This window comes from Brevundimonas sp. GW460-12-10-14-LB2 (genome assembly GCF_001636925.1).
Lineage (GTDB): Bacteria > Pseudomonadota > Alphaproteobacteria > Caulobacterales > Caulobacteraceae > Brevundimonas > Brevundimonas vesicularis.
In genome coordinates this window covers 2,835,718-2,849,997 of sequence record NZ_CP015511.1, presented here as the reverse complement: position 1 = coordinate 2,849,997, position 14,280 = coordinate 2,835,718, and the positions used below count along the sequence as shown (strand labels likewise).

Here is a 14,280-nt window from a genome sequence, read left to right as displayed (position 1 = left end):
CCCGTTTCTCATCCAGCCATAACGAGAGTCCTAGGTTGATCTGAGCTGTGATCGGCTGGGTTGGCAAGAGGCCGGTCTGCGCAGCCATCAACCAGCGCAGCAGGCCGGCCGATGTGTCCGGTGAGCGCTTCTGCATAAGCCTGCGGCGTCAGCCACCCGAGCTTCGAGTGCGGACGCTGCTCGTTGTAATCGCGTCGCCACGCCTCCAGCACGGCGCGAGCGTGCGGCAGCGAGCGGAACAGCGTCTCGTTCAGCAGCTCGTCACGCAGCCGCCCGTTGAAGCTTTCGTTGAAGCCGTTCTGCTGGGGCTTGCCCGGCGCGATGTAGTGCCAGCCGACGCCGGTGTCGTCGGCCCAGGCCAGGACCGCGTTCGAGGTGTACTCCGTGCCGTTGTCGCTGACGATGGTGTCGGGCCGCCCTCGCTGCCGGATGACGGCGTCCAACTCCCGCACGACCCGCGCGCCCGACAGCGAGGTGTCGGCCACCAGCGCCAGGCACTCGCGCGTACAGTTATCGATCACCGTCAGGATGCGGAAGCGCCGCCCGTCCGTCAGCTGGTCTGCGACGAAGTCCAGCGACCAGCGCTGGTTGGGCGCCAGCGGCAGGTCCAGCGGTCGCCGCGTGCCCATCGCTCGCTTCCGGCCGCCGCGCCGGCGCACCGTCAGTTGCTCGTCGCGATAGATCCGCTGGACCCGTTTCCTGTTGACCGCATGGCCCTCGCGCCGCAGCAGCACGTGCAGGCGACGATAGCCGAACCGTCGACGTTCCTGGGCCAGGGCCTTCAGCCGGTCGCGCAGAGCGCCGTCGTCCGGGCGCGTCGCCTGATAGCGCACGCTCGTCCGATCGACGCCCAGAACACGGCACGCCCGCCTTTCGCTCATCTCGTAGGCGGCCTGCAGATGGCCAGCCGCCTCGCGATAGCCGGCGGGCGTCACCACTTTTTTCCCAGCAGGTCCTTCAGGGCCACGTTGTCCAGCATCGCGTCCGCCAGCATCCGCTTCAGCCGGGCGTTCTCATCCTCGAGCGCCTTGAGCCGCCGAGCCTCCGACACGTCGAGCCCGCCAAACTTGGCCTTCCATTTGTAAAAGGTCGCCGAGCTGACCCCGTGGCGTCGGCACACCTCCGCCGTCGCTACACCGGCCTCCTGCTCCCGCAGGATCCCGATGATCTGCTCTTCCGTGAACCTCGATCGCTTCATTCTGTCCGTCCTTCGTTGGGCGGACTCTAGCTATTCCTGGAGGAGTTTCAGGGGGTCACGTCAAAGGGATCAGCGCGAGCGCAAATCATTGACCTCCTTCTCTCGCTGAAAATTCCATTCATTGATGTTGGGATGGGCCTAAACCGAAAGCGTGGGAGCATTACCGGCAGTGTGCGAGCTACCTATTTTTCAGAAAATGACGGACCAAAAGTTCGCGATCAGAAGCTAGTGCCAACGCATGATACTAAAGACGACATCTACAAAGCCAATATCCAAATCGCCGAACTCAACATGCTCAATGCCTGTTTGGCGGTGATGGCCTATAAGAAGAAACTTGGTTTCTACGTAGATGACGAGCCTTCTTATAATATGCTTCTGAACGTCGGAGATATGCGGCTTGTCAGGCAGGACAGTTAGGTTCAAAATTCAGCACGTCGAGACGATGCCGAAGGATCTGGAGTCCGGCATGCTTTATGTGTCTAAGCGTTTCAGCACTGCTGCACACCTATGTGCCTGTGGTTGTGGCACCAAGATTAGAACTCCACTTGGGCCCACCGAATGGAATGTGCGTGAAACGCCATATGGGCCGACGCTTCGCCCCTCTATCGGCAACTGGCAAATCCCCTGCCGCACGCACTACCTAATTACGAACGGTAGAGTGGAGTGGGCTGGCCCAATGAGCGAAGCTGCGGTCCTGGCAGGTCGGGCGGCCGAACACGCCAAACGCACCAGATATTTCGACCGTAAGTATGCGCCCGTTTCGAGGGTCGAGCCTCAGCCGAGCACCCGCGAACCGCCGACGCGTCGCAGTGGCTTCTGGGTACGTTTGCTGAAGTTCTTCTTCGGATAGCTTTGCGCAGTCGCCAGGCGGCCTGCGGCGACGACGGAATGAAGACGTCGGTGGGCCTTCGCCAGAGGTCGCCTACGAGATGGCTGACGTCACAGGCTTATGCAGAAGTTCACTGGACGCATCGGCCCGTCCGCTGGGCCGGTCGGAGGCTGCGGTGACCGGGCTTCGCAGCCCCAACTCGGATCGACCCTGCACTCCACGCGACAACCTCTTGGCATGTCAATTCAGGTACGTACCTCTCGACATACCGCGCTTTAAAGCCTATATAATGTGCATAGCACATACGATGTATGTGCATTGTGTTGATGGAGAGGTACTAAGGCGATGGGTGAGGTGTCGTTCACATTTAGGGTGGATCAGGCCCTGAAAGACGATTTTGTACGCACAGCGAAGTCGCGCGACCTGAATGCCTCTCAGATACTGAGGATGCACATGAGGGACTTTGTCCAAGAGCAAACCCCGGCAGAGGGTTATGATGAGTGGCTAGCTGCTAAGGTTGAACGGTCCGCCAAATCGCTAGATGCCGGCCAGCGTCTAACATCTGCCGAAGTAGAAGCTCGCTTCTCTCAATGGAGGCGTAGCAAGTGATGATGGTTGGCGGGACTGCAACATGCTCTCCCGCCAACCATCTACGGCTTAGGTCGGGAACTTCTGAGCCGAACTAACGACGTTCATGATCTCAACCTCCCGAACGTCATCATGCGTGCGGTACACGATAATGACCTTCCCGCTATGAAGAACCTTCTCTCGGGTGTCCGGGATACGCCCCCGACGTCCAGAGTGGGGGTGAGCTTGCAACATCGCCCCCGCTTCTTGGAGGCCTTCGTTGAGACTGACTGCCGCCGCCGGGTTGGTGAGGGCATAGTACTTCGTCATGTTATCACGGTCTTCGACCGCATCTTCGGACCAAAACAGGTCCCATTCGTCCAGGCTGCTCATTGCGCAGTTTGTCCTTGACACCGGTCCGTACGGGCTACTAGGGTCAGCTTGCATAGACGACCTAAGTACCCAACTTCGCAGTGCACCCTTTTTTGGGCTAGTTAATTGCCAGAGTTGGCGGCGGTGTTATCGTGGCGGAATGCCACGATAAGTCTGCTTGCGTTTGAAAATGACGCAGACTTTCACAGCTTAGCAGCAGTTCATTTGTTTGTCAATATTTTGGCAAGGAATTGCACTTTCTGGTTGCGCGATCGGGTCTCAGCGTGCGTAGCGGATGCGGAAGCCTCGGGCAGCAGCCGTTCATTCGTGCTCTAAAGATGCGAACGAACGCAGCTCCTTCAGGCTTCCAATGCCCAACCGCGCTTCTGAATCACGACGCTGGACGCAGCGTCGAACTCGCCAGCGGAAAATGCTCCACTGGGCCCAAGGCGGTATATGCGCAAGCTGCGGCCGGACAATCGGCGCGTCAGGAAATCGGCCACGAACGCGGCCGACATATCCAACGTTCGATCATGTGATCTCCAAAAACAGGGGCGGCCATAGAGTGCTGATCAACGGCCTGTTGGAACACCGCAATTGCAATGAAATGCGCGATGATCTTCCCCCCACAGGGTGCGATCGAGTTTGGCAGATGGTTGTGATCGACCGACTTGCATCTGAGGATGCAAAAAATCGTTGGGGCGTCATCCTCAGCGAGCGCACATTCCAGATTACAGACGCGAGTATGCGAACATCGTGACGGACCTACTTCGCCTCGCGATTGAGGGCGGATTGGAACTTGGACCATCCAAGCGCCGAATGATCTTTGATATGAAGGCCAGCGGACGTGACCGAGCAGACCCGCGCACGCTTCGGGTGAAAGCCAACCGCAAGCTGCATCGACGTGAAGCCGAGACCATTGGGCGGATCCTGACCAATGAGCGGATGAGAAAATCCTTCATGCAGGTCTTCGCGTCGGCTCAGCGCGCGGAACATCACGGCTGGCCAAGATACCCAACGACCCTATTCCCCTTCGATCATCCCACGCGGTGGACTGTCGATACGGTATGGACCAGCGTCAATGACGGCAGCCGTAGGTGCCTCGTGACACGCATCCGCTCCATCAAAACCGTTCCCTTGGCGTTCGACAGCATCGTTGTCGAACTCGCGGGCGGAGCCGGTGAGTTGGAGCCTGGCGAAAAGGCTCGCCCGATAAAGATCCAATCGCCGGAGACGCTCCAGGGGCAGATCAGAATGCACCCGCATCGCGTACCCACCCCAATCATCCGGCCGTCAATTGACTTGGTCAACGCTGCGGAACGGGGCGCTTCGCAGGGCATTGGTGATGCGCCTCACGACCCCAAAAGGGATAATCTACGCAATCGATGCCGAACGCCAGGGAACGAGCGAAGGCTACGCGCTGGGCCTGATACTCACGCCCATTCGAGATGAGTTGAACTACGAGGACATCGAAGACATCCTGTCGATTAACGCAGCGAACCGCGGCGTTTGGGGCGAAAGCACGCAAGGGCGCGCGACCAATAAGCGCAAGCGTAGCCCGGTTTGGTTCACTAATGTCGCCGCCTATAGCGACGGGTTGGTTAAGCCCATTCATGAACTGCTGAATGGCTTTCGGCAGACGCACCGCCCAAACTAGATCAGAGAGCGCCGCATGGCCGCCATCAACAGCCTGCGGCGACGGCGGCGCTCCTGGCCGAAAACGGTGGCTACATTCTCGCTATCCCCCACCAGCCGGATCAAATCATGGCAGGTGAAATCTGGTTTGCGTCGTCGCAGGTACTCGGCGGCGCCTTCTACCTCTTCGATCGAGGGGCGGTATGCGGGCCTCGTGAGATGTTGGGAGACGATGTCCGCATAGACGAAAGGTGGAGCGGGGCCGTCACGCAAAGCCCACGACTGCCAAAGTCTGGCTGCCGAAGCGGCCGCAATAAACCGGTCTGGCCAAGCCCGCATAGTGCGTGAGACTAGATCAAACAGACGATAGCGGTCATTAGCGTCCAGGGCTTCGACCTCGCTAGTGGGGGTGAGAAAGGAAGCGCGCCCATCACCGCCCCATCGACTCGCGACCATGTTTCTCAGCGCGGCCGAGCGTGGACCAAAGGCAAGGACGCGCGCCACCCGGCGCACGGTCTGGAAGTATTGGACCGAATAGGGGAAGTGGCTTTCTCCAAGCTGAGCCCAGCCGACCGCGAGGATGGTTTCTTGGCGCCGCTGGAACTCGACCACCTCATCACTAGCCGGCCGCCATTCGCTGTCAGCAAGCGCAGCTAGACAGTTATGACATACGAATGCCGCCGGCGCACGGAGCGGCGCTAGGATCGAGGCGCATTGGGAACATCGATCCAGCAAGCGAAGGCGATGGGACACGCAGACGGTGGCCCATCCGACGCGCCAAAGCCGTCGAAATCTAGGAGCGTCCACCATACAGGCAGGGCAGAACTGAAGCCCCGGATGATGGCGGGTTCGGGCTCTGACGCCTAATGGCATGATCCATGATGTCCGGCCGAGCGGCTGGTGCGTTTCGAACAGGAAACCCTCATAGCTGGAGAGAAGGGTTTGTCGGCATTGATCCATCGGCGTCAGCGTCGCGCGCGACATGACCGTCAGGACTCGCTCATCTGCGCTGCCGTCTATGTCGCGAGTGAGAGGCGGCGGGGATGAGCGCCAGGAAATGTGCCCGAGCGCATAGGGCTTGATGTCCATCGCGTGGGCGGCGCGCAAGAACCACGACGAGAATAGCTCGTCGGGCCTCGGCCGCCCCCGATAGGGCCAAGGGACAAAAGTTGGGGGCGCATTATCGTCCATTGCGCCTCGCCCAATCTACTCAGACGGCTTGAATCATGTCGGGGGTGATCCGTTCCTCTCCCGATAGGATCGCTCGGATCGCCGCCTCCTTTAGAACGTCTGAGAGGTCGCCTATTCGGCCGCTCGACACCTCGTAAAGCGTAGTCGCCATAGCCGGGTCGGCAAGAACCGAGGGATGCTTGAGGGGAATCAGGCGCTCGAAACTCCGCAATAGTTTCCTCCAATCCTCGTTGTCTCGCCAGGCTTTCAGCTCGATCCGCGAGAAGCGACGGTGAAGCTGATCCTCTTTGCGAAACACCAGCTCGACGGTCTCGACGCCGGCGACGACAAGCGGAATGCCCGCCTCATTGGTCAGATTCTTGATGACGACGTTGAAGTGAAGACGCTGATCAAACCTGCCCGATAGGGCGTTATGAAACTCGTCGAGCATCACGATCTTGGTCTGGTTGTTGGCCAGGAGCTTGAGCACCGTCTGGCATTTTGCCGACGGCGAGTAGCTGATCGGGAGCGGGTATCCCATCGCTCGAAGGATGTTGTCATACAGACGACCTTCATCACCTTTCGGTGGCGTCTGTACCCTGACAACGGGCAAGATCGCCCAATCCCCCACAGTGTCGGGATCTGTCGTTTCAGCGGCGACAGCCGCCTTGTCGTTCACCGCTTTCGCCCACCTTTTGAGGATGGTCGATTTTCCGACGTTGGATTCCCCGAAGACGAGGAGGTTCTTGGGCCTATCGGAGGGAGGGGTGCGGAGCATCAAATCCAGCCTGGCGTGAACCATCTTGGCGTCGCTATGGCCGATCCAGATCGACTCCCAATTGTTGAGAATTCGATCCTCCCCTGGAGTGGCGAGATAGGCTCGCGTCTTCTCCGTCAGATGGGCGCCGTGATCGGATTGAATGTCAGTCATCAGCTATCGAGGTCATCGAAAACATCGTCTTCCACGACCACGGATGGAGCTGTTGTCGCAGACCGGGTTGGTGCCGCCGAAGCTGGCGCTTTCGGGGGCGCTGAGATGGTCGGCTCAACTCCGATGACAGCTTGCTGCTGTTTCCGCGCCTGGGCGTGGTGCTTCTTCTGCTCTGCCGCTCGACGCACACGAATGGTCTCCTTCTCGGCCTCACGAATGCGAGCGTGGCGTTCTGACCGCTCCCTATGAGCATCGAAGATGTCGTTCTCGTCCGGGCGAGGATGGCCCTTTTCCTGAGCGTGCCTTTTCGCGGCGCGGTGCTCCCAGATGTTCATGGCCACGCCGCGAGGGTTCCGCAGAGGCACCGTGAGATAGACCTTCGCGTCCTCGTCCCAAACATACACCTCTGACAAGTCGCGAGGGTCGCGCCTGATGATGAAGTCCTTTTCGGGCGTCTTGGCGTACCGCTGTCGGATGACGACCAGGGCCTCTGAATCGTAATGCAGCATATCCCACTGGACGCCGTAGTGCTGGAGCTTGCGGGTCGTGACCGGCAACAGCTCTTTGCGAAGCCTGGCGAGGTCGTCCGCCTCGGCCGGGAGTCTTTGGATCTGCCGCCCGGTCTCCCGGTCGAAGAAGTACGACTTCCACTTTTCCAGCGGTGACATGCCCAGCTCTTTGCGGGGTGTGTTGATGTGCTCTTTAATTACGCTGAGAAGGTAGAGTTCGAGATCGGCCAATGTGAGCCGGGCTGTTTTGCGCGGATCGGCCTTCTTCGCCTTCTCCACTATGTTTGATCCGGTGGCGCCGGGTAGATGCTTCACGCTGTGGGCGAGCTTGCCGAAGTACCGCTCGATGTGCGGGCCGTAACGAGGCGTTTTCACCTTGCGGTTCACGAGCTTGGTTCTCGCGTACCGAACGAACCTTTGCATCATATCGCCACGGAACTCTTTGGCGTTGTCTGCATGGATCATCTTCATGATGCCCCAGACAGGCCAGTCCATGCTCACGCCCAGCTTTGCCAGCCACTTTTCGTTGCGCGTGATGGAGTGAAAGATCGCCATGCCGGCGCTGGATGCGCCGGGCGGGTCAAGCGAGAGATAGTAGCCGGTCGGCATGAAGCTAAATGTGTCGATGCACATTGCCAGCCAAGGCCTTCCTATCGGCAGACGGCTGACCTCATCCACGATTTCAATATCGTACTGCCAATAGTCAATTTGAACTGAGCTGAGCGGCGCCCCGTCGAACGGGTAGCTCCCCGACATCCTCTTCTTGGCATCTCGCGCAGCGCGCTTACCTTCACGCGCCTCGATCACGACCAGTGGGTCAATATCCTCGATGCGCCGGAAAAAGGTCGCCCGGCCAGGCTCCGCCAGACCGGCGCTCTTGAACGCCGGGAGCAAATACTCCGTCCAAACCGTAGTTGGAGTGGCTTGCTTGCGGTGGAGGTAATGTTTGCGAATGACCTCCTGAACCAACGCCTCGGTAACTTCGTCCAATCGGGATCCAGGCCGTCCCTGGCCTCCCACTGGCAATAGGGTCAGAGGGTCCGTCGGGTCGCAGTGCTTGATCCGGCGATAGACCGTAGCGCGGTTGACGCCGAGGATTTCGGCGGCTTTGTCGGCGAGGGCGGTCTTCTCTCCTCGGCGAATGTCGCCATCCAACAGCGGCTTGACCGCTTCAAACCAGCGGAAGGCTTCTGCCTTTTCCTGCGGGGTGTAGTCATCGTAGGCGCGCTTCGGTGTCTCGACCGATGTGGCATCGTCGATTTCAGCTCTCCCGAGGGATCGCAGTTCTCCGCTCTCGAACCGAACCATGTAGCGGTCGAGATCGAGGATCTGGACCAGCTCTGCCGGTCGGCCTGCGACGAGAACTCGCTCGCCGACCTCCAGTTTAAGTCCCTTCAAGAATCTCCTCCACCGCCACGTCGGCCCACCACCTGACGACAGTCTCGTCAGTGATAGGGGTGTCCAGATCACACTGCAGGCGCCCAAGCCCGATCAGATCATAGGCCGCCTCCATGATGGTGCCGCGAATGGCACCCCCCGCCTCCAGGCGGAGACGGATGTCCCCAAGCCTTTTCGGCCCTTGATGACGCACCAGCGCGCGAACACGATTCATCATCTCCCGGTCCTGCGGCTGGAGCATTACCGGCGCCAGCAGTTCCGCATTGCCTAGACGAGGCGTGCGGATTGTCCGTTCGGTCACGACACGAAATCCAATGCCCTGGCGGGCAAGGTGTCGCTTGGCCGCGCGATACTTCGGCCAGAGCGAGGCGCGCTTATCGCGGAGCACCGCTAGCGGCTTCACCTCGAACATTACCTGGAGCTGTGGAAATGGACGGGGCATGGCGCTGTGCCACGAGACCAGAACGTCAGGCGTGTACGTTCGAGCCTCGCCACCGACTGTCAGCGCAAGCGTCGTCGGCTGGGTGACGACATCATGGATGCCGTTGTCGATCTGCAAGAGGGTTAGGAAGTCCATCTCCAACTTGGATTCGAACGGCAAATGCCCGCTGGGAAAGCGGGAGGGGAGAGTGCCAGTAATCGAGCGATGACCGGGCGGGATCCGGCGGCGGGCTTCCATATCCTGATCTTGTTGCATTTTTTGCGAGATTCCTAAGTTCTTTCGCGTCTCGTGAGAGACAAACCTGTGGCCAAGTGGGCGGTTGAAGGCGGTCAGCAGCTCAGTTCATTCGCATTGCCTGTGAGATTATACAGGGGGTCTTCGCGCCAAGCCCGGCGAGGCCTCGCTGGCGCACAATGGCGTGCTGTTTCTGGACGAACTGCCGGAATACAGCGCCCAAGCCCTCGACTCGCTGCGGGCGCCGCTGGAGACCGGCGAGATCGTCGTCGCCCGCGCCAACGCCCACATCCGCTATCCGGCGCGGTTCCAGCTCGTTGCGGCGATGAACCCGTGCCGCTGCGGCATGGGCGGCGCCGGACGCGGCGCGTGCGGCAAGGCGCCGCGTTGCCAGCGCGACTATCAGAACCGCGTTTCGGGTCCGATGTTCGACCGGATCGACCTGACCGTGGAGACGCCGCCCGTCACCGCCGCCGACATGGCCCTGCCCCCGCCTGCCGAGGGCACGGCCGAGGCCCGGGCGCGCGTCGCGACCGCCCGCGCCATGCAGGAGGACCGGGTTCGAGAAGCGGGGCTGGACGCCGCCCAAGGCCTGAACGCCCGCGCCTCCGGCGGCACGCTGGATCGGTTCGCCACGCCGGACGAGGCGGGCCGGATGCTGCTGATGCGGGCAGGCGAGGCCGGCGGACTGACCGCGCGCGGTTGGACACGCACCCTGCGTCTGGCGCGCACCATCGCCGACCTGGACGGCAGCACCGGCGTTCTGCGTCGCCACATCGCCGAGGCCCTGATCTACCGCCGCACCACCATCGGCGCCGAAGCGGACTTCGATCGCCGTGTGGCGCAGCGCCATGAAGGGTTTGGCCTGCGCGAGGGCGATGACGAGCAGACGCCCTTACTGCGCGCGTGAAACGGCCATCGTGGCATGGTGGAGACATCCTTAACCGTCGGTCTTTAGGCTCTGTCTCGTGGGGGAGACGGCCATGACGCGACGGACGGCGACGAAGCGGATTGAGGAGCGCACGAGCGCGCCTGTCGACCCCGCCCAGCAGTTCCTGCGACTGATGAGCCACGAGATGCGCACGCCTCTGAACGGCGTCATCGGCATGATCAATCTGTTGCAACGCACCCGGCTGGACGGCGCCCAGAGCGCCTATGCCGAGAACGCGCGTCAGTCGGCCGAACATCTGCTGGGTCTGGTCAACGACCTGTTGGACTACGCGCGGCTAGAGGCCGGGGCGCTGGAGTTCGATCTCGCGCCCGTCGACCTGGAAGGCCTTGTGCGCGGCGTCGCCGAGTTGCTGAGCCCGCGCGCCCACGACAAGGGATTGGAGATCGTCTGGTCGGTCGCCGCCGACGCGCCCGACGTGCTGGCGGACGAAGGCCGGCTGCGGCAGGTCCTTTTCAACCTGGCGGGCAACGCCGTGAAGTTCACCGAAACCGGCGGCGTGCGCATTTCGGTCGAGCGCGTCGGCGGCAGCGCGGCGCGGCCGCGTCTGGCCTTCCTGGTCGACGACACCGGCCCCGGCGTCGCGCCCGAGGCGCGTACACGGATCTTCGAGGAATTCGGCCACGCCGACAGTTCCGACGCGGTCCGTCAGGATGGGGCGGGCCTGGGTCTGGCGGTCGTGCGCAAGCTGGCCGCCGCCATGGACGGCTCGGTGAAGGTCGAAAGCCGGCCCGACGGCGCCGCAACCGGCGGTGGCGCCCGCTTCCGGTTCGAGGCCGCCTTCGCCGCCGTCGCGGTGGCGCGCGACAAGCCGTTGCGCGACCAAACGGTCGCGGTGCGCGCCGTCGATCCGTTTGTTCTGTCGGCGGCTCGCGCCCAGATCGAGGCTTCGGGCGGCGTCGTGGCGGATACGGCCCCGGTGACCCTGGTCGATCACGCCGACGCCCCGACGGGCGCGCTGGCGGCCCTGCCTTCGAGCGGTCGCGGCATCGTCCTGCTGAAACCGGCCGAGCGCGATCTGATCGCTCGCTATCGGGCCGTTGGCTTCCACGGCTATCTGATCAAGCCCTTGCGTCGCGCTTCCCTGGCCGAGCGCGTCCTGGCCGCCATAGGCGCCGAGGCGCCGGACAAGGCCAGCGCCCACTGCGCCGCCCCGATCGAAGACGACCGCGTCGCCCCCGTTCAGTTCGCCGGAATCCGCGTCCTGCTGGCCGAGGACAATCCCGTCGGCGCGCTTTTGGCCCGAACCCTGTTGCGCCGCGAGGGGTGCACCGTCGAGACGGCCGCCACCGGCGACGAAGCCGTCGCGGCGCTGAAACGCGCGCGATACGACGTGGTCTTCATGGACATGCGGATGCCCGGCATGGACGGCCCCGCCGCCGCCCGCGCCATCCGCGCGGCGGGCGACACGACGCCGATCCTGGCCCTGACCGCCAACGCCTTCGCCGAGGACCGCCGCGCCTGTCTGGAAGCCGGCATGGACGACCACATCGTCAAGCCGCTGGACGCCGAGGCCCTGCGCGCCGCCCTCGCCCGCTGGACGAAGCGCGACATCCGCGCCAAGGTCGGCTGAGTTACAGGCGCCCGCGTTTCCGGCCGCCGCGCCGGAGCCGTGCATGACCGACCAAGCCCATCCCCCCGCCAATGGCAAGCCCGCCGGGCGTTTCGGCGGCCTCGCCGTCTATGGCGAGCGGCGCGTCTTCATCATGCTGTTGCTGGGCTTTTCGGCAGGCCTGCCGAACCTGCTGATCTTCGACACCTTGTCCGCCTGGCTGCGCGAGAGCGGCCAGACGCTCGAAGTGATCGGCTTCTTCGCCCTGGCCACCCTGTCCTATTCGCTGAAGTTCGTTTGGGCGCCGCTGATCGACCGGACGTCCGTGCCCGGACTGACGCGGCTGTTGGGTCATCGCCGCGCCTGGATGCTGGTGACGCAGGCCGTAATCGTGTTCGGCCTGTGGTCGATCTCGACGCTGAACCCGGCCAACGCCCTGATCGCGGTGGCTGGATTCGCCGCCCTGGTCGGCTTCTTCGGGGCGACGCAGGACATCGTCATCGACGCCTGGAGGATCGAGGCCGCCGACGACAGCCGGCACGGCGCCATGGCCGCCGCTTATCAGATGGGCTACCGGGTCGCCATGATCGTCGCCGGCGCCGTGCCGCTGGTCCTGGCTGATCTCTATAACTGGAACCTGTCCTACGCCGTGATGGCCGCTCTGATGGGCTTCGGCATCGCCGGCGTTCTGTTCGCCCCGCGGGAAAAGGCTCATTCCATCCGCGCCATCCCGGTCGGTGACGTGCCGTCTCGCCCTGGCTTCGAGGTGATCGAATGGATCGTGCGCCTGGCCATTATCGGTGTGGCGGCGATGGTGCTGGGGTCGGGCCTGACCGGCCAGTCGGGCCCGCTGAATGCGCTGTTTGGATTGTTCGGCCTGGGCGCGGACGGCAAGGCGGCTGTGGCGGCGGCCCTCTCGGCCAAGCCCGAGGGCGTCTATCTGCAGGTCGGTCTGGTCTTCCTTGGCCTGGCGGTAATGGTGCTGGCGTGTTGGCCCGTGCCCGGGGTCAAGACTCGGCCCGGAGCCTATCTGGCAGGGTCGTTCGGCGAACCCGTAGTGGACTTTTACAAGCGGTTCGCGGGGGTCGCCACGCTGATCCTGGCGCTGATCTGCGTCTATCGCCTGGCCGATTTCGTGCTGAACATCATGAACCCTTTCTATCTGGATCTCGGGTTCTCCAAGACTGAACTGGCCGAGGTGCGAAAGGTGTTTGGCGTGGTCATGACCACCCTGGGCGTCTTCGTCGGCGGCTGGTCGGTGGCCAAGCTGGGCCTGATCCGCACCATGGTCATCGGCGCCTTCATGAGCCCGGTTTCCAACCTGGTCTTCGCCTGGCTGGCGACCCAGGGCCCCAGCGTGCCGGCTCTGACCGTCGCCATCGGGGTGGACAATGTCGCCACAGGCTACGCCGGCACAGCCCTGATCGCCTATATGTCCAGCCTGACGTCGATTGGTTTCACCGCGACGCAATATGCCCTGTTCAGTTCGCTCTATGCGCTCCCGGGCAAGCTTATCGCATCGCAGTCTGGCCGGATCGTCGAGGCGTCGGCGCGGGCTGCGGAGGGGACAGGACCGTTCGCGGGTTTGCGGCCGCTGTTCGCGCGATTGCCCGAAGGGTCCTTGGCGGCGGGAGCGGCGACGAGCGGCGTGACGCCGGCGGCGCTGGGCGCGGGCTACGTCGTCTTCTTCCTCTATTCGACGATCATCGGCGTGTTCGCCATCGTCTTGGCCTTCATCGTGGCCAGCAAGCAAACCGCCTTGCAGGCGCGCCAGAAGGCCGCGTTGGAAGAGGAGGCTGCGATCGCGGCGACCGATGGCCAGCCGTCCTGAGGCTTCAGCGCTTCAGGAAGCCGCCGATCATGTCGCCCAGGCCGCCCGGCAGTTTGCCAAGCAGGTCGTCGGCGCCGTCGATCTGACCGCCGGGGGTCAGGCGGTCGATGGCTTCGGGCAGAAGACCGGCCAGGGTCTCGCCGGCCTGTTCGGGGGTCACGCCCATCTTGGCGGCGATGTCGGCGATGGGACCGTGGCCCAGGACGGCCGTGATCTGCTCAGGCGAGATATTGGCGTTCGGACCCGTGCCGACCCAAGAGCCGATGACATCGCCCAGGCCCGCCTGACCGAACTTCTCGGCCAGTCCGCCGACGCCGCCCTGACCCTTGAGCAGGTCGCTCAGACCGCCTGCGGCGTCGTCGCCGAGACCCTTCACCACATTGTCCAGAAAGCCCATCGCCGTGTCCCGAATGATGGCGCACCGTAACACCGTCATGCGACGGATACGAGAAAGGCCCGCCGGGATCCGGCGGGCCTTTCCAACATCGGCTTGCGAAAAGCCTTAGTTCTTGGCTTCGTTCGCGCCCTGCGTGACGGCCGAACCGGCGGCTGAGACGTCGCGGCCGGCGCCGGCGATGGTGTTGCAGGCCGACACGGCCAGAGCGGCGGCGACGATGGACAGGGTGATGATCTTGCGCATGGTGTGAACCCTTATTGGTATGG

General features: G+C 62.8%; 14 protein-coding genes and 2 pseudogenes. 6 read left to right on the top strand and 10 right to left on the bottom strand.

What is annotated here, in order from left to right; translation table 11 throughout:
* Positions 1–8: 8 nt before the first annotated feature.
* Positions 9–1,198 (bottom strand): IS3 family transposase gene (locus A4249_RS14125; protein WP_165906610.1). Its coding sequence is split into 2 segments (ribosomal slippage): positions 9–946 and positions 946–1,198, totalling 1,191 coding nucleotides; the frame shifts between segments, so codons are not numbered across the junction.
* 171 nt (positions 1,199–1,369) lie between these two features.
* Between A4249_RS14125 and A4249_RS16820 the strand changes: the two genes are divergently transcribed.
* Positions 1,370–1,615 (top strand): hypothetical protein, encoded by a 246-nt coding sequence (locus A4249_RS16820; RefSeq protein ID WP_197458398.1) that lies wholly within the window; start codon positions 1,370–1,372, stop codon positions 1,613–1,615.
* A gap of 25 nt (positions 1,616–1,640) precedes the next feature.
* Positions 1,641–2,048, top strand: a complete 408-nt coding sequence (locus tag A4249_RS17200) for a DUF6527 family protein (RefSeq protein WP_442854488.1) — start codon at positions 1,641–1,643, stop codon at positions 2,046–2,048.
* A 636-nt stretch (positions 2,049–2,684) separates the two neighbouring features.
* Here the strand turns inward: A4249_RS17200 and A4249_RS14110 are convergent.
* Positions 2,685–2,987: a type II toxin-antitoxin system RelE/ParE family toxin gene (locus A4249_RS14110; protein WP_066553751.1), complete on the bottom strand. Its 303-nt coding sequence runs from the start codon at positions 2,985–2,987 to the stop codon at positions 2,685–2,687.
* 744 nt (positions 2,988–3,731) lie between these two features.
* Entirely contained in the window at positions 3,732–3,962 is a 231-nt protein-coding gene (locus tag A4249_RS14105) for a hypothetical protein (RefSeq protein WP_066553750.1), read from the bottom strand.
* Between the two features lie 349 nt (positions 3,963–4,311).
* Here A4249_RS14105 and A4249_RS14100 point away from each other — a divergent pair, with 349 nt between their 5' ends.
* Positions 4,312–4,623, top strand: a complete 312-nt coding sequence (locus A4249_RS14100) for a hypothetical protein (protein WP_066553747.1) — start codon at positions 4,312–4,314, stop codon at positions 4,621–4,623.
* On the opposite strand, the gene A4249_RS16975 is transcribed toward A4249_RS14100, so the two are convergent.
* The 5 genes and pseudogenes from A4249_RS16975 to A4249_RS14080 all read right to left on the bottom strand — a co-directional run bounded on the left by A4249_RS16975 (position 4,620) and on the right by A4249_RS14080 (position 9,306).
* A complete protein-coding gene (locus A4249_RS16975) occupies positions 4,620–5,213 on the bottom strand; it encodes a hypothetical protein (RefSeq protein WP_066553745.1) in 594 nt (197 codons plus the stop codon). The two genes, A4249_RS14100 and A4249_RS16975, sit on opposite strands and share 4 nt — an antisense overlap.
* Before the next feature lie 180 nt (positions 5,214–5,393).
* Positions 5,394–5,792 (bottom strand): annotated as a pseudogene (locus A4249_RS17195) (TniQ family protein); the annotation flags it as partial.
* Positions 5,793–5,811: 19 nt separating this feature from the next.
* Complete coding sequence (locus tag A4249_RS14090) at positions 5,812–6,702, bottom strand: TniB family NTP-binding protein (RefSeq protein ID WP_066553739.1); 891 nt, start codon at positions 6,700–6,702, stop codon at positions 5,812–5,814.
* Positions 6,702–8,609: a Mu transposase C-terminal domain-containing protein gene (locus tag A4249_RS14085; RefSeq protein WP_066553736.1), complete on the bottom strand. Its 1,908-nt coding sequence runs from the start codon at positions 8,607–8,609 to the stop codon at positions 6,702–6,704. Before A4249_RS14085 ends, A4249_RS14090 begins: the two co-directional genes overlap by 1 nt.
* Positions 8,596–9,306 carry a TnsA endonuclease N-terminal domain-containing protein gene (locus A4249_RS14080; RefSeq protein WP_066553733.1) on the bottom strand — a complete coding sequence of 237 codons (711 nt, stop codon included), beginning with the start codon at positions 9,304–9,306 and terminating at the stop codon, positions 8,596–8,598. The genes A4249_RS14085 and A4249_RS14080 overlap by 14 nt, the downstream gene beginning before the upstream one ends.
* A gap of 115 nt (positions 9,307–9,421) precedes the next feature.
* Here A4249_RS14080 and A4249_RS14075 point away from each other — a divergent pair.
* The 3 genes and pseudogenes from A4249_RS14075 to A4249_RS14065 all read left to right on the top strand — a co-directional run.
* Positions 9,422–10,195 (top strand): annotated as a pseudogene (locus tag A4249_RS14075) (ATP-binding protein); the annotation flags it as partial.
* Positions 10,196–10,268: 73 nt separating this feature from the next.
* Positions 10,269–11,807 carry a response regulator gene (locus tag A4249_RS14070; protein WP_066553730.1) on the top strand — a complete coding sequence of 513 codons (1,539 nt, stop codon included), beginning with the start codon at positions 10,269–10,271 and terminating at the stop codon, positions 11,805–11,807.
* Between the two features lie 43 nt (positions 11,808–11,850).
* Positions 11,851–13,617 carry an AmpG family muropeptide MFS transporter gene (locus A4249_RS14065; protein WP_066553727.1) on the top strand — a complete coding sequence of 589 codons (1,767 nt, stop codon included), beginning with the start codon at positions 11,851–11,853 and terminating at the stop codon, positions 13,615–13,617.
* A 4-nt stretch (positions 13,618–13,621) separates the two neighbouring features.
* Here the strand turns inward: A4249_RS14065 and A4249_RS14060 are convergent, their stop codons facing one another.
* Positions 13,622–14,053: a YidB family protein gene (locus A4249_RS14060; RefSeq protein WP_231868716.1), complete on the bottom strand. Its 432-nt coding sequence runs from the start codon at positions 14,051–14,053 to the stop codon at positions 13,622–13,624.
* A 66-nt stretch (positions 14,054–14,119) separates the two neighbouring features.
* The gene (locus A4249_RS14055; RefSeq protein WP_017505021.1) at positions 14,120–14,257 is read right to left on the bottom strand and encodes an entericidin A/B family lipoprotein; all 138 of its coding nucleotides are present in this window, start codon (positions 14,255–14,257) and stop codon (positions 14,120–14,122) included.
* Positions 14,258–14,280 lie beyond the last annotated feature (23 nt).

Coding starts and splice junctions, on each gene's coding strand:
- A4249_RS14110 (WP_066553751.1), bottom strand. CDS start 2,987: ATGAGCAGCCTGGACGAATGGGACCTGTTTTGGTCCGAAGATGCGGTC.
- A4249_RS14065 (WP_066553727.1), top strand. CDS start 11,851: ATGACCGACCAAGCCCATCCCCCCGCCAATGGCAAGCCCGCCGGGCGT.
- A4249_RS14055 (WP_017505021.1), bottom strand. CDS start 14,257: ATGCGCAAGATCATCACCCTGTCCATCGTCGCCGCCGCTCTGGCCGTG.
- A4249_RS14105 (WP_066553750.1), bottom strand. CDS start 3,962: ATGTTCCGCGCGCTGAGCCGACGCGAAGACCTGCATGAAGGATTTTCT.
- A4249_RS14090 (WP_066553739.1), bottom strand. CDS start 6,702: ATGACTGACATTCAATCCGATCACGGCGCCCATCTGACGGAGAAGACG.
- A4249_RS14060 (WP_231868716.1), bottom strand. CDS start 14,053: ATGACGGTGTTACGGTGCGCCATCATTCGGGACACGGCGATGGGCTTT.
- A4249_RS14070 (WP_066553730.1), top strand. CDS start 10,269: ATGACGCGACGGACGGCGACGAAGCGGATTGAGGAGCGCACGAGCGCG.
- A4249_RS14100 (WP_066553747.1), top strand. CDS start 4,312: ATGCGCCTCACGACCCCAAAAGGGATAATCTACGCAATCGATGCCGAA.
- A4249_RS14080 (WP_066553733.1), bottom strand. CDS start 9,306: ATGCAACAAGATCAGGATATGGAAGCCCGCCGCCGGATCCCGCCCGGT.
- A4249_RS17200 (WP_442854488.1), top strand. CDS start 1,641: ATGCCGAAGGATCTGGAGTCCGGCATGCTTTATGTGTCTAAGCGTTTC.